Origin of the sequence: Exilibacterium tricleocarpae (assembly GCF_007004655.1) — a bacterium.
In the GTDB taxonomy this organism is placed as follows: domain Bacteria; phylum Pseudomonadota; class Gammaproteobacteria; order Pseudomonadales; family Cellvibrionaceae; genus Exilibacterium; species Exilibacterium tricleocarpae.
The window spans coordinates 469,478-483,732 of record NZ_ML660087.1 but is presented as its reverse complement, the minus strand read 5'-3'; the positions used below and the strand labels follow the sequence as shown (position 1 = coordinate 483,732).

At 56.2% G+C, this 14,255-nt stretch carries 12 protein-coding genes; 6 read left to right on the top strand and 6 right to left on the bottom strand.

From position 1 onward, the window contains the following. Nucleotides 1–177: 177 nt before the first annotated feature. The 4 genes from FKG94_RS01835 to fabV all read right to left on the bottom strand — a co-directional run bounded on the left by FKG94_RS01835 (nucleotide 178) and on the right by fabV (nucleotide 4,003). Complete coding sequence (locus tag FKG94_RS01835) at nucleotides 178–411, bottom strand: DUF2789 domain-containing protein (protein ID WP_142902465.1); 234 nt, start codon at nucleotides 409–411, stop codon at nucleotides 178–180. A gap of 356 nt (nucleotides 412–767) precedes the next feature. Then, on the bottom strand, nucleotides 768–1,811 hold the full coding sequence (locus FKG94_RS01830; RefSeq protein ID WP_142902464.1) for an NADP(H)-dependent aldo-keto reductase: 1,044 nt from the start codon (nucleotides 1,809–1,811) through the stop codon (nucleotides 768–770). A gap of 2 nt (nucleotides 1,812–1,813) precedes the next feature. Then, entirely contained in the window at nucleotides 1,814–2,707 is an 894-nt protein-coding gene (locus FKG94_RS01825) for an MBL fold metallo-hydrolase (RefSeq protein WP_246124882.1), read from the bottom strand. Between the two features lie 108 nt (nucleotides 2,708–2,815). Beyond that, entirely contained in the window at nucleotides 2,816–4,003 is a 1,188-nt protein-coding gene (gene fabV / locus FKG94_RS01820) for an enoyl-ACP reductase FabV (RefSeq protein ID WP_142902463.1), read from the bottom strand. Between the two features lie 348 nt (nucleotides 4,004–4,351). Here fabV and FKG94_RS01815 point away from each other — a divergent pair, with 348 nt between their 5' ends. The 3 genes from FKG94_RS01815 to FKG94_RS01805 are packed head-to-tail and all read left to right on the top strand — an operon-like array spanning nucleotide 4,352 to nucleotide 7,265. Further along, on the top strand, nucleotides 4,352–4,924 hold the full coding sequence (locus tag FKG94_RS01815; protein WP_142902462.1) for a MiaE family protein: 573 nt from the start codon (nucleotides 4,352–4,354) through the stop codon (nucleotides 4,922–4,924). Nucleotides 4,925–4,935: 11 nt separating this feature from the next. Continuing rightward, on the top strand, nucleotides 4,936–6,198 hold the full coding sequence (locus FKG94_RS01810; protein WP_142902461.1) for a hypothetical protein: 1,263 nt from the start codon (nucleotides 4,936–4,938) through the stop codon (nucleotides 6,196–6,198). 35 nt (nucleotides 6,199–6,233) lie between these two features. Beyond that, entirely contained in the window at nucleotides 6,234–7,265 is a 1,032-nt protein-coding gene (locus FKG94_RS01805) for an AraC family transcriptional regulator (protein ID WP_142902460.1), read from the top strand. Here the strand turns inward: FKG94_RS01805 and FKG94_RS01800 are convergent. Then, the gene (locus FKG94_RS01800) at nucleotides 7,237–8,517 is read right to left on the bottom strand and encodes a sterol desaturase family protein (RefSeq protein ID WP_142902459.1); all 1,281 of its coding nucleotides are present in this window, start codon (nucleotides 8,515–8,517) and stop codon (nucleotides 7,237–7,239) included. The genes FKG94_RS01805 and FKG94_RS01800 overlap by 29 nt on opposite strands. 509 nt (nucleotides 8,518–9,026) lie before the next feature. Between FKG94_RS01800 and FKG94_RS01795 the strand changes: the two genes are divergently transcribed. The 3 genes from FKG94_RS01795 to FKG94_RS01785 all read left to right on the top strand — a co-directional run bounded on the left by FKG94_RS01795 (nucleotide 9,027) and on the right by FKG94_RS01785 (nucleotide 13,733). Beyond that, on the top strand, nucleotides 9,027–9,845 hold the full coding sequence (locus FKG94_RS01795; RefSeq protein ID WP_142902458.1) for a putative porin: 819 nt from the start codon (nucleotides 9,027–9,029) through the stop codon (nucleotides 9,843–9,845). Nucleotides 9,846–10,882: 1,037 nt separating this feature from the next. Continuing rightward, nucleotides 10,883–11,974, top strand: a complete 1,092-nt coding sequence (locus tag FKG94_RS01790) for a GNAT family N-acetyltransferase (RefSeq protein ID WP_142902457.1) — start codon at nucleotides 10,883–10,885, stop codon at nucleotides 11,972–11,974. A 319-nt stretch (nucleotides 11,975–12,293) separates the two neighbouring features. Continuing rightward, nucleotides 12,294–13,733 carry a hypothetical protein gene (locus FKG94_RS01785; RefSeq protein ID WP_142902456.1) on the top strand — a complete coding sequence of 480 codons (1,440 nt, stop codon included), beginning with the start codon at nucleotides 12,294–12,296 and terminating at the stop codon, nucleotides 13,731–13,733. Between the two features lie 72 nt (nucleotides 13,734–13,805). On the opposite strand, the gene FKG94_RS01780 is transcribed toward FKG94_RS01785, so the two are convergent. Then, nucleotides 13,806–14,222 carry a globin family protein gene (locus tag FKG94_RS01780; protein ID WP_142902455.1) on the bottom strand — a complete coding sequence of 139 codons (417 nt, stop codon included), beginning with the start codon at nucleotides 14,220–14,222 and terminating at the stop codon, nucleotides 13,806–13,808. Nucleotides 14,223–14,255 lie beyond the last annotated feature (33 nt).

Here is a 14,255-nt window from a genome sequence, read left to right as displayed (position 1 = left end):
CGGTGGGGGGGGGGTGTTTTAAAATACACCCCCGACCGGCCGTTTATAAACACCCCCCCCCCCGACCCCGCACCGTGGACCCCGCACCTTGGACCCCGCACCGTGCCAACGGAAGACCGGGCCTGAACGTCTCCGTGCCATGTGGCACCCGAGACCGCGAATCACCCTTTCCCCACGTCAGTGCCGCAGCATGGCGTCGAGCTGATCCACCCACTCGGTCCAGTCAGAATCCTGCTCGATCGCCTCGCGGATAAAATCGGCCTGGTGTTGATTCCAAAAACTGGCGTTGGGCAAAGTCACCGCCCTAGCGAGGGGTCGGTGGCGGGCCACGAAGGCTTCAATGTCGCTATCGCTGCCGGGTAGACCCAGTTGCTCAAACAAGGTGTTCAGGGAATGCTCAAAAGTGTCCATCAACAATCACCTCTCTAATCAACTCTCAGGCCGGTTTGCCCGTCACTTTCCAGCCCGACCCGAATGGCACTTAGTTAAGCAAAACTGTGTCAGTTGATCGGTCATCGCTCCAGTCACATCGATCTCGATTAAATGTACCGAAGGTAGGTCTGGCCCTGGCTAAAGCCTTCAGAAACTCTCGACAACAGGGATGCTGTCGGGAAGTCCCCAGGGACGGGTTCACGACGTGTTTCTGAAGGCTTTAGCCAGGGCCAGACCGGCCAATTAGCACACATTTGCTTAACTAAGTGCCACTCCACCCCGACCCCAAAAGCGAGGTCGGCACGGAAAGTTTCCGAATGACTATCGCTAATCAATTACGGGGCGGGATTGCTGTAACGGCGGTGAATCGCGTTAATACCGTCCAGCACATCCTTGCTCAGACTCAGGTTAATACTGTCGATATTGGATCGCAACTGCTCCATATCGGTGGCGCCAATAATATTGGCTGTCGTGAACTGCCGGCTGTTGACGAATGCCAGCGCCATCTGCGCGGGGTCCAGGCCATGGGCCGTGGCGAGGTCGACATAGGCCCGGGTCGCCGCCACCACCGACTCGCCCAGATAGCGGGTAAAGCGGTCAAACAAGGTCAGGCGCGCTCCCTCGGGCCGGGCCCCGTTCAAGTACTTGCCGCTGAGCACACCGAATCCCAGCGGTGAGTAAGCCAACAGCCCCACCCGCTCGCGAATCGCCATCTCTGCCAACCCCACCTCGAAAGTGCGGTTGAGCAGGTTGTAAGGGTTCTGGATACTGACAATCGCGGGCAGCCCCCCACGCTCGGCAAGCCGCAGGTATTCCATCACACCCCAGGGAGTTTCGTTGGAGACGCCGATATAACGAACTTTGCCCTGTTGCACCAAGTCTCCCAGGGCTTGCAGAGTCTCACCGATAGCCACACCATCGTCGTCGAAGTGGCGGTAACCCAGATTGCCGAAAAAGTTGGTACGCCGTTCGGGCCAGTGCACCTGGTAGAGATCGATGTAGTCGGTTTGCAGGCGCGACAGTGAGTCTTCAACCGCCGCAAAGATCTGGCTGCGAGTCAGGCGCGGCCCGTCGCGCACATGTGCCATGCCGGTATTCTGGTCGCCGCGCCCGGTCACCTTAGTGGCGAGCACCACTTGCCGGCGGCGCCCGGTTTTGGCAAACCAGGCGCCGATAATTTCCTCGGTGCGCCCCTGGGTCGCCGCCCGCGGCGGCACCGGATACATCTCAGCGGTGTCCCAGAAGTTGACACCCCGCTCCAACGCATAGTCCATTTGGGCGAAGGCCTGTGCTTGCGTATTTTGCTCTCCCCAGGTCATAGTGCCCAGACAGATCAGACTCACGTCGAGCTCGGTGTTACCCAACTTTCGGTATTGCATCGCTAACTCCGGTGTTCAATCAATTCCCACAGTTCCTCGCCAAACAACCAATGCGCCTCGGCGTGTTTACTGGCGCGCGCCTCTTTCTCCAGTTTCAACAGATGCGCCCACAGCGACACCTTGGCAACGCGCAGCAGGCGCGGGTCGACATCGTCGTAAACCGTCTCCAATAACTGATCGAGGCTCGCCTGTCCCGATTGTGCCAGCGCCTTGATCACTTTGTCTTCGCGGGACAACCGGTGGCGCACCAGTTCGTCCACCACCCGCGCGGCCTCCCCCATCAGGTGGCCATGGGCCGGTGCCAAACGCTGCAGGGGCAGGTGCTTGAGTTTTTCCAGCGAGGCGATGTAAGCGGCCATATCACCGCTGGGGGGCACGATAACCACAGTCGCCCCCTGCATAATATGATCGCCGGTAAACAGTGTGTGCTCCTGCGGCAGGTAGAAACAAAAATGATTGCCGACGTGACCCGGTGTCGCCACCGCTTGCAGAGTAAAATCGCGGGCGTGCAGCACCCAGTCTTCGACCAGCGGCTGGTCCGGCACAAAACTCTGGTCCTGGTGGCCGTCGTCGGCCATGACCGCGCCGATCAACTCAGCCCCGGTTGCCTCCCGCAGGCGCCGGGCGCCGGGCGAGTGGTCGGGATGGGTGTGGGTGACCAGCACCCAGCGCAGGCGCTCGCCGGCGGCCGCCAAAATAACATCCAGATGACTGTCGAGCGCCGGCCCCGGGTCTATGACCGCCACCTGTTCGCGCCCCACCAGATAGGTATTGGTGCCGGGGCCGGTCATCGGCCCCGCATTCGGCGCAGTGATGCGCTGCACCAGGGGACTCAGGGCAACCGCCCTGTCGCGGGCAATATCAAACTCGATCACGCTGCTGTGCAAATCCGCCATGCCAACCTCAGCTGTAAACCGACCGCAGCAACGCTGCACAGGAAAAAAACGCCGCCCAGAAAAAAGCCGGACTGCTCCGACCCGATGCGGTCACGGCGATTACCGGCGTTAGCGGAAATCCGCTGCCACCTGCGGACTGGTATCCGCCTCGTAATCGACGCCCGCCACACCAAAACCGAACAGCCGCAGAAAGTCTTCGCGATAGCCTTTGAAGTCAGTCAATTCAAACAGATTGTCTTCGGTGACCTGGGGCCAAAGCGCTTCGATCTTGGCCTGGGTTTGCGGTTGCAGTTCCAGATTGTCCACCCGCAGGCGGTGCGCCTCGTCGAGCCGCGGGCTGGCACTGTAGAGTCCCTCGGTGAACAGCCGGTAAAGCTGCTCGATGCAACCCTCGTGGGTGCCCTCTTCTTTCATAACCCGATAGACCAGCGAGATGTACAGCGGCATAATCGGAATCGCCGAACTCGACTGCGTCACCACGGCCTTCAGCACCGCCACATTGGCACCGCCGTCGAGGTCCGCCAGCTTTTCGGTGATAGCGACAGCCGCCCGGTCCAGGTCTTCCTTGGCCCTGCCGATGGTGGCGTGGCCGTAGATCGGCCAGGTCAACTTGTCACCGAGATAGGTATAGGCCACGGTCCTGCACTGCGGCGCCAGCAGGCCCGCGGCGGACAGCACCTCTATCCACAGCTCCCAGTCCTCCCCGCCCATCACTTTGACGGTCGCCGCGATTTCCTCTTCGCTGGCCGGCTCTACGGTGATGTCGTCGATTTTCAGGGTATCGGTATTGAGGTTCTTCGCGGTATAGCCGGTGCCGATCGGTTTTAACACCGAGGTGTAGAGTTCACCGGTTTTCGGGTCCTCCCGGCGCGGCGCACCGAGGCTGTAAACCACCAGGTCCACCGCGCCGATGGTGTCTTTCAACAGCTCGACGGTCTGCTGCTTGCAGGCGTCGGAAAATGCATTGCCGTTGACACTGAACGCCTGCAGACCGGCCTGTTCGGCCGCGGAGTGAAAAGCCGCGGTGTTGTAGTAACCGGCCGAAGCGGTGCGCTTGTCGGTGGGCGGCTTTTCAAAAAACACGCCGACCGTATTGGCGCCGCAACCGAAAGCCGCGGTAATCCGCGAGGCCAGACCGTAACCGGTGGAGGCACCTATTACCAGGACGTTTTTGGGGCCGCCGTCAATCGGCGCCTGCCGCTGCACATAGTCGATCTGCTCGCGAACGTTGGCGGCACAGCCCTGCGGGTGTGCGTTGGTGCAAATAAAACCGCGTACTTTAGGCTTAATAATCATTCAGATACCCTGTTACCTGTGTTCTTTACAACTGCTGTTCTTTAACAGTACCGCTCTCTGCAACCGCGGCTTTCTACTACTACTGTTCATCAGGGCTGCCGCTGTTCACAACCCGTTTTCCCGTTATGTCTTTTTGCTGCCGCTTGTTCCTCTGTTCGTGTTACTTCCTGCGATTTTTAGCGGTCGACAGCAGGCCGGCGGACGGGACATTATAGACCTCCACTTCACAGAAAACAGTGTTTTTGTCCGTCCGCGCCCAAAGCCCGGCTATAATACCACTCCGCTGCCCGCGACCAGCACCGCAGGCAACGGGTTTCAACCCACCACTGAAAACAGGCCAAGGCCCTCATGTTTGCATTGCGTTTCCACACCCCGGATGACTGGACCCAAATCGTAATGGAGCATTTTGATCGCTTTTTAGTCGATCACGCAGCGGCGGAGAAGAAGGCCTCCGGCATGGCGATTTCCATGTTGTCCCACTACCCGGACCGCCCGGAGCTGGTCAGGACCATGGCCGACCTAGCTGTCGAGGAGATGAATCATTTTCGCGAAGTGATCAAGCTGATGCTGGCGCGGGGATTGCAACCGACCCCGGACGAGAAGGACCCCTATGTCAACCAGTTGCGCAAGGCGATGCGCAAGGGCAGCGACCCCTACCTGCTCGACCGCCTGCTGGTCGGCGGTGTCATCGAGGCGCGCGGTTGCGAACGCTTCGGCCTGGTTGCCGAGGCCCTGGAGCCGGGCCCGCTGCGGGATTTTTACGCCGCCATCACCACCTCGGAGTCGCGCCATCGAGAAGTCTTTGTCGATCTGGCCAAGTGCTACTTCGACACCGACGCCGTGACCGGGAGGCTGCATCAACTGCTCGATATAGAAGCGGAGATCGTCAGCCGACTGCCACTGCGAGCGGCCCTGCACTGATGCGGGCACCGGTGAGCTGGACGCCCGTGGCCGCTTTCGGCAAATACTTACGCCACTATGCTGAAGCCGAGGCGCTTAATTTACCGGCGCTGTTGGGCACGCCGGCGCCGGCCGGCGCTTACACCCACACGCTGGTGATCCCCGCCTACCGCGAAGCGCCGGCATTTATAGAGGATTTTTTTACTTCTACCCTGGCACGCGAGCGAGTGCTGGTGATACTGGTGGTCAACCAGCCCCGAGGCGATAGCGACACTGCGGCCAACACCGACCTGTGGCAGGCCGTGACCAGGCGCGGGCAACCGTTGGCACAGATTGAAAACCTGCAGTTGCTGCAATGGCCGCCAGCCGGGGCCCATCTGTTGCTGGTGGACCGTTTCACGACGGCGCAACGACTGCCGGATAATCAGGGTGTAGGGCTGGCGCGCAAGATCGGCGCCGATATCGCCGCGGCCGCCATCGAGTTGGGCGCAGTCCGCTCACCGTGGATTCACAGCACCGATGCCGATGCGCACCTGCCGGCGGATTACTTCACCGCCGTGCCGGCGGACTGCGATGCCGCCGCCGCAGTCTATCCCTTTAACCATCGGTGCGACCAAACCGCCATCGGCAGGGCTACCCGCGCCTACGAACGAGCACTTAACTATTACGTCGCCGGCCTGCGCTGGAGCGGTTCGCCCTACAGTTTCCACACCCTCGGCAGCGCGGTGGCGGTGAATGCAAAACACTACTGTCAGGCACGGGGTTTTCCCAAGCGCGCAGGCGGCGAAGACTTCTACCTCCTCAACAAACTGGCCAAGCTGGGGGTTATCTACACTCCCGACAGTGCCCCCATCACCTTGCAAGCGCGAGCGTCAAGCCGCGTTCCGTTCGGCACCGGGCCGGCAGTGCAGCGCATTGTCGAGCTGGCCGGCCAAAACCGGCCCTATTGCTACTACAACCCGAAAACCCTGCTGGCACTGCGCCAGCTTATCAGCGCAGTCCCGCAGCTATGGCCGCAACGCGCACAACTGCGGGATTGGCTGCAAGCGCTGCCACTGCCCGGTCGCCTGGCGCTTGAGCATTTACAGATCGAGCAGTTGTTTGCTCATCTCGAGCGGCAGAGTCGGTCGGCGCAGCACTGCGCCAGGCATTTTCACGACTGGTTTGACGCCTTTCGCACACTTAAATTTATTCACTACCTGCAAAATCATCACTACCCCGCGCTACCACTGGACGAGGCCATAGAGGAGCTGAAACGGCTGGCCGATATGGACCTGCACAGCACAATGCAGTAGTTTAATCGGTTTAACTAACTTACTAATTCAGCCGAATGAAAGACGCGGGTTACTCGACACCGACATCGTTGCGCCGCTATATCACCATGGCGACCCGCTGCGGTGTAAACTGCAACCCAGCCCTGCTGGCAGCAGGTATCACGCCGCAGCGACTGGCAGGCAAGGACCCGGTTCCAATCACCAACGCCGCCATGGAACACTTCCTGGAGCGGATTATTCCGGTCACCCGCGAGCCCTGTTTCGGACTGAAGACAGCACAACTGATACAACCGGATACCTTCGATATACTCGGGTACATTGCCCTCAACTGCGCCAGTATGCGCGAGGCGCTGGCGCTGTTTCCACTGTATGAGGGCGCTGCCGGCGACATCGGCTACACCACGGTCGAGCGGCGCGGCGAACTGACCCTGGTGCGCTGGAACTGCGGGGCCCGCTCCCCTTTGGTACGCCGCCATATGGTCGAAAATGTGCTGGCGTCGTGGACGCTCTACACCAATCGTATCATCGGCGTGGACGCCAAGCCGCTGAGAGTCTGGTTTTCCCACCCGGCGCCGGGCGATGTCGGCCTGTTGCGCCACTACCACGATATTTTTCGCTGCGAGGTGTTGTTCGGGCAGCCTTGCGATGGTTCCTGGATTGACGACAGCCACTTGGATACGCCTTTCCCCCAGGCCAACCGGGCCCTGCTGGCAACGCTGCTGGAGCACGCCGCGCGGCGTTTAGAGGCGGTGGACAGGGATGCGTCGATTAGCCACAGAGTCAAGAATATGATTCGACTGATGCTCGCCGAGTCGCTGCCGTCGCGGGAGCGGGTCGCCGCACAACTGGGTATGAGCAGCCGCACGCTGCAGCGACATTTGAGCGGGCAGGGACAAAACTACAACACTCTGCTGAGAGACGTGCGCCGGGAACTGGCCATCCACTACCTCGAACACAGTTCGCTGAGTCTCGACGAGATCTCCCGTCGCCTGGGCTTCAGCGAAACCCGTTCATTTCACCGCAGCTTCAAACAATGGACCGGCACCACCGCCACGGCCTTTAGGAAGGACCTCCCTCGCCAGCCGTGACGAGGTCGCCACTCGCCCGACGCATCTCGCTGTCGCCGGCCGATCCCGAACGCCACAAGATCAACCACCAAACACTATTGACACTCAGGTAAGCCAACACATACCACCAGGCCATCCCCGTTAGCGCAGCACCCATAAGGATAAACACTACCCCACTCGCGAGCAGCCGCAGCATTTCGACTGTCAGGGCCGACTTGCGTCCCTCGAGTAACAGGCCGGTGGTAATCAGCGGCGCGGTAACCAGACTCCAGCAAAAAAATACCGCGGTATAGGGAAGCCCCTGCAGGTAACCCGCCAATCCGACGCTGACCGGTACCGCCGCTGTAAGTTGAAACACGGCGAACCATTTGACCGCGGCACTGTTGACGGGATCGTACTTATGGAAGTCGTCGAGATCGGTTTTAGCGAGCGGGTAGTTGCACTGCATATCCGCCGGGCGCCAGCCGGTGGGCATAAACCAGATGCGCAACTTATCCCACCAACTGCGGGTGCGCCAGGCGTCGCCGATCAACGACGCCCAGACCTGGAAGTTGGCGCTGAGCGGATTGAACCGCTGCAGCGGCCGGCGCACGCCGTAGATAACCGGCACCTCGTCCAGTTCCCGCTGAAAGGTGCCGAACAGCTTGTCCCAGATAATAAATACACCGCCGTGGTTTTTATCGACGTAAACAGCATTTTGCCCGTGGTGTACCCGGTGGTGCGACGGTGTCACCATCACCTGCTCCAACCAGCCCAGCCGCTTGATATGGCGAGTGTGCACCCAATACTGGTACACCAGGTTCAACGCCGCACAGGTGAGAAAAACATCCAGCGGTGCGCCAAGCCACAACAGCGGTATGGAAAATACCCAACCGAATACACTGGAGCTGGTCTGGCGCAGCGCAGTCGTGAGATTGAATTCCTCACTGGAGTGGTGGATGGCGTGGCCCGCCCACCAGAAATTCACGGTATGGGCACAGCGATGTTTCCAGTAATAGGTCAGATCGTAACCGATAAAAGTGATGATCCAGGTCCAGGGACTGGCGGCGGACCACTGCGCCAGCTTCCATTCCCCCAGTAACGTGCTGATGACATAGGCCCCGATACTGAGTTTAATCAGCAACGTCGACTGGCTGGTGATGCCCAAAGCCAAGCTGCCGAAGGCATCATTGACCCTATAAAAATCAGTGTTTCTCACTTTCTCTGCCAGCAGCTCGATGGCAATGAGCAGCAGAAAAAAAGGGGTCGCGTATAAGATGACGACAGAATCCATGTTATAGAGTCTCGGCGCACTGAAATAATTCGCGGTCGGTAGAACAACCACCGCGACGTCACGTCAATCTACTGAAGCCGGCAGCACCTCTCAATGACTAATGAGGACAGGCTCATCACAATTTAGGACACAGCTCTCGTTTCCGACCGAACCTTAACGGCGTTGCGACAGCGACGACAGGTTTTTCTCAAAAACACAAATGCACCGATTTGGCAGCGAACAGGAACAACTTTACAGCAACTATGCGGTTAACTGGCGACTTTCTGAAATATTTAACCGAGCTCGGGCGGGCAGGACTGCCCATTTCTTTACGTATTTTTACGACTTTGGCGCGCAAAGCTGATTGTGCGCACCAAATTGGGCATTTATAATCCAGCCGACTTTTAGCTGGTATTTTTATGCAAAAAGTGAATTACATGAATAGCATTAGTTATTGATGACTATGTATTGATACACCTGTTTTTTACTCGGCAGATGTGTCAACGCAGTTAATTAGGAGTTGACAGCGGATGAAAAAATCACCAATTGCAATTGGCCTGGCGTTATTGACAAGCGGTTTATCTCACGCGGGTACTTATCAAACGGAAATTACACCCAGTTATTCGACGGGGGAAATCGAAGTCGGTAGCGCAGACGTCGATATTGATGAGTTTAGACTCGGCGGTGAATATTATTTCGGCGGTGTGGACGACAGCAAGGGTCCACTGGCAGAAGCAGCCTTCCTCGATCGCGCCTCCAGTGTCCGGGCGTCTTACGGCATGGGTGAAATAGACGGCAACGGCGGCGACTTAGACACTGACAGATTCTCACTGGGTGGTCGTTTTGTCGACAGTGCCAGCGGCTGGATCTTCAGCATCGATTACAGCGAGTTCGAAATCGATGACGGTGGCGACGAGACCGAGACCTGGGACTTTTCCGTCGGCAAATATATCGCAGAGAACACAGCAGTAACCTTCACCTACAGAACCGAAGAAGAAGGCAATGACGATACTGACTTTTATGTCGCGGAAGTCAAACACATCGCCGAATTGTCAGGCGGCGCCTACCTGAGTTTAGAAGGTCTTCTGGCTATCGGTGATGCCGACGAACGGGATGATCCGATTGTTTACGGCGGCTCTTTCACCTACTACCCAACCCGTCACTTCGGCATCGGCGCCCTCGCAGCACTTGAAGATTCCGACGACACTGAGGAGACAACCTACAGCATATTCGGCTCCTGGTTTGCGTCGGACACGCTGGCGGTAACGGCGTCTTACGATATCGTGGATGACGATGAAATCAATGTAGAGAGTGATGTCTTCACCATAGGCGCCATCCTACGTTTCTAAGTATGGGAAACCGTTAATCATCGGTCTGCCCAAACTGCGACCCGGGGTGGGGTGTCCTCACCCCCGGATCGCAATACAGGTTACTTACCCGGTGTCTGCCAATGGCCAGTCCATTAATCACTGCGATTACTCCGGCGCTACTGGCTGACAGACACATTCGTACCTGCTTGATCGTATCGTAACGCAGCCACCTCTCCCGAACATTGAGGAGAATCCGGCGCAACCTGTATCGTTAACAACCCGCGGGGAGTCTCGCAAGCCAAAAAACCTTTCAAAGTCTACTGTTATAGCGACTGCAAACCACCCTGGACCGCGGCCGGACCTGATAAAAAAACCCGGCCTGAGCCGGGATGAAAGTCACAACTACTGGAGAGATCGTGAAGTTGGGTCAACAGTGAACTCTATACGCAGTAACCACGACAACCGGTTCACCCCGCCCAATCGTTGCCAACTCCAACCTTTGCACAACGGACGGATTGCAGTACGCCGTGCAAATCGTTGCCTGTTACTCCTATCGATTACCGGCGCGACAACCCTTGACGAACTTCAATATCAGCGAGCAGATAAAATGCCAACCGGTAGCTTCTCTCCGGATATCAGCGGACCAACGCTCCTTTCAATGTATTTTTTGCCGTCCATTGGTAAAAATTCTAAAAAACTGAATGCTCACCAGCTCTTTCCGAACACCGGTAAAACGCGATGGCAACTGGCTCAAATAACACCCCCGTGTTTCTCATGGGTTCAAAAGCCCCGCTGCGCCCTGCATTTTCGCCCGAACGGTGTCAAAAGCGTCGGTTTCTCAGCTGGCATATATCCTGCAGACATACATCCTGCCAATCAGTTTCCAGATAACTTAGGTCCACATAGTGAACTCAGCAGAATTGATGTTTGTAGTTAGTTTTCGCTGGTCGCCAAATCGGGCTGATTTGCCAGGCAACTGCCCGCTGGCACTACCGCCAGATTTGGACGTCACTAGTTGAATAAGTCTAATCGTATCGACTATCAATCGAGTCAACTATAGGAAACGCCAACCATTTATGTTGCATCGAGCAGACAGGCAAGATTCCAGCTTCAGTTACATTCAGGAGGACTGGAACGCACAGTACAAACAGTCTCATTTCCAGGGACTCGGAAACACCTACGAGTGGTGCATTGAATGGTGGAAACGATATGGTGAGAGTGACCCCAATAAAGCTTTATATATACTTAGCGACGATGAAAAAACGACCCTCTTCCCACTTATGCAAAACAGGAAAGGCAGGGTAAAAACAATAGAGTTCATGGCACAATCAGACGGTGCGTTTACAGACTACGTGGGGCCATTATGCGAAACAACCAGCATTAAAAAGCATATGGTCAAGCTACTGGACTTTCTGTACAACCATACCCGGACCTGGGACTTTACCAGCTTACGCCTGGCGCTCAATGAACAGGCCTATTCTGACTTGATAGCCGCTATTGTCGATGCAAGTCGTTCACATCCGATAAACTGGGACGTCACTACACCCATGCAGTACGTCACCGTAACACTGCCGAATCACTTCGACGACTACCTGGCATCGCTCGGATCCCGCACCCGCCAGGACATCAAAAAATACTTGAGAAACAGCGCAAAAGCCGGCATGGAGTTCAAACTCTTAAGCGGGCAGGATGCCGTCGATAATCTTCACAACCTGTTCAAACTGAACGCTAAGAACTGGAATACCTTCAGTAATATAAAAGACAGGGAGTTTTTAACATCCGTCGCCATTCACTTGATAGAAAATAACAAACGTTTTCTGTTGCCGCAACTGATCCTTGACGGTGAAACTATAGCCACTGTATTCGGCTATCAAATCGCCGACTGTTGTTATTTACACACAGCGGGGATAAATCGACAGTATAGCGGTCAGGTTAGTCCCGGTTTAACCCTGTACGCCTACTTGATTAAAGAAATGATCGAAAGCGGTATATCGACCATAGACTTCAGCCCGGGTGCAGAGGAATATAAATTGCGATTAGGCGGTAAAGTCGCCCCCATCTATCAATTTAATTTTCAACATCCTGACTCGCCTGTAATACGCAAAAAAATCAACCATCTAAACGCTTCCCTGCGACGAAAGTTAAACAAGCTTCGCAAACGGGCATAAGCACAAACATGGTCGGGTTCTCAGGCGTAGCCATCCAAAAAACGTCTATTCAAAAATCGCAACACTCCATGCGAGAAAAGAATTAGAACCCAAACAGGATTTGGGTTAGTATTTTGCCGGCTATTACGGCATTGCTGAAGTGAGGCCTTAAGCATCTCAATTAATAAAAAGAAAATCAGTCTCCTGTTACCTATAATGATAAATTTACAAAAGGAGTGACGTCTTGCATTCGAAGATCTCCGGAGCCCTTGCAAAACGAGTGTCAAAGAAGCCCGGCTCATCGCGAACGGAGACCAACCACCAATTGGGACAAGGTTTTATGAGTGCCTGGCTGGCGTTCGTTCTCTGCGTAGGCTTCGCCATACCAACCGCATCGGCTCAGCACCTTTTCTCCAAACAACTGTCACTGATCGTCGATGGCAATGCGCGCATCCTGTACTATGAAAGCAATCAGGATATCGATATCGCAGGCAGTACCATTGAGCGGATAATTGTCATCGTCCATGGCGCATCACGCACTAACATCACCTACCAACGGGTACTCGATGCAGCGACAGATCACGACACTCACGATGAAACACTTATCTTCGCCCCTCAGTTTTTAACCAATAGCGACGTCACAGAAAACGCCTTGAGCCCGACAGTGCTGTTCTGGCCGAACGGGTGGCGCCAGGGACACTTATCCACGGATAACGGTTTGGGCAGAATCAGTTCGTTCGAGGTAGTCAATCAAATCGTTAAGGGCATTGTTATCAACAACCCCGGTGTTGACAAGGTTGTGATGATAGGCCACTCCGCCGGCGGCCAATATATACAACGCTTTGCCGCCACCAGCAGGCTGGAGCAGGATTTGAAAGACATTATCGCTGATATTCAGGTGCGCTATGTGTCGGCCAACCCGTCCTCAGTGGTCTATATGGATAATAAACGACGGGTAGCGGGCACCACAGACCGGTTTGAAGTGCCGGACAGCAGCGCCTGTGCCGACTACGACGACTATAAATACGGCCTCAGCGACAACTTGAATGCATTTGTCACCGGTATCGGCGGCGCCGCGCAGGTGCTAGCCCAATACCCGGGGCGGGAACTACTCTATCTGTTGGGAGAGAACGACAACGATCCCAACAGTGGCTCCCTGGATACATCGTGTGCCGCCAATTTACAGGGGCGACAACGACTCGAGCGTGGCCTGATTTTCTACAACTACCTTCGAGACCACTTCGGTGACGATATCCATAACACCCACCTGTTGGCCGTGAGCCCCGGTATCGGTCACAGCAGCGCCATTTTCCAGACCCCATGCGGCATCCGTTTTACTTTTGATGTTGGCAATTGTCACTATCTGACACCGACGCACTTAGCGTCGACGGCCGCCACCGGCAGCGGTGCGGTCACCTTGACCTGGGCGGACGCAACGCAAGGCAGCGCCGGCCACGAAATCGAACGCTCCGACGACGGCGGCCACACCTACTCTCTGTTAACAACACTGGCTGCCGGTACCGCTACCTACACGGACACCGATGCAACTGCCGACACACAATACCGCTATCGGGTACGAACCAGCCACAACGACCGCCATTCGGCTTATTCCAATGTCACTGTCAGTAATGGCAGTGTGCGCCCCCCCAACGATCCCCCACCCGCACCCAATACCTCCGGCTCGCAGTCATCCGGCGGTGTCTGGAGCATAATGGGGCTGATTCTGTTGCTGCTGATAGTACTGCGCGGGGTCTGGGCGAGCAGGCAGCCGTCTTCCTGATGCGGGTCGCCCGTGGTGGCGGTGAAGTGCTTGACTACGCGAAGCTTTGGCCGGCAAGTTATACTTAACCGGCTAGCGATGATTGTACTTGAATTTCATATAGGTAATGCCGGTCGCCAACACCAGACGCCAAGCCAGTTCCACCGTTTCGTCAAAGTCCGGGTCGTACTGGGCGACGGTGAAGATCAGGGATTCGATCCATAAATCATAGAGACCCGGCCGGATATCGATATTCTCGCGATTGTGTCGCTCGGCCACTTTGACCAGGTAATCATCGACACTGTTGGTTGCATAGAAAACCACCAGGCTGTAAAAAGATTTCTTGAGCATTTTTCGCTGGCGATCCATATCCGTATTCTTAAACTTATCCCGCACTTCCGGCGATGAGTCGATGAAGTTTTCGTAGAACGCATCGAAAAAAAACCGCCCCTCCAACTCCACCCGGAGCACGCGTTCATAGCTGGCATCAAAGATTTCTTCAAATTGCATCGAGCACCCCGGGCCTTCGCGGCTGCACAGCGG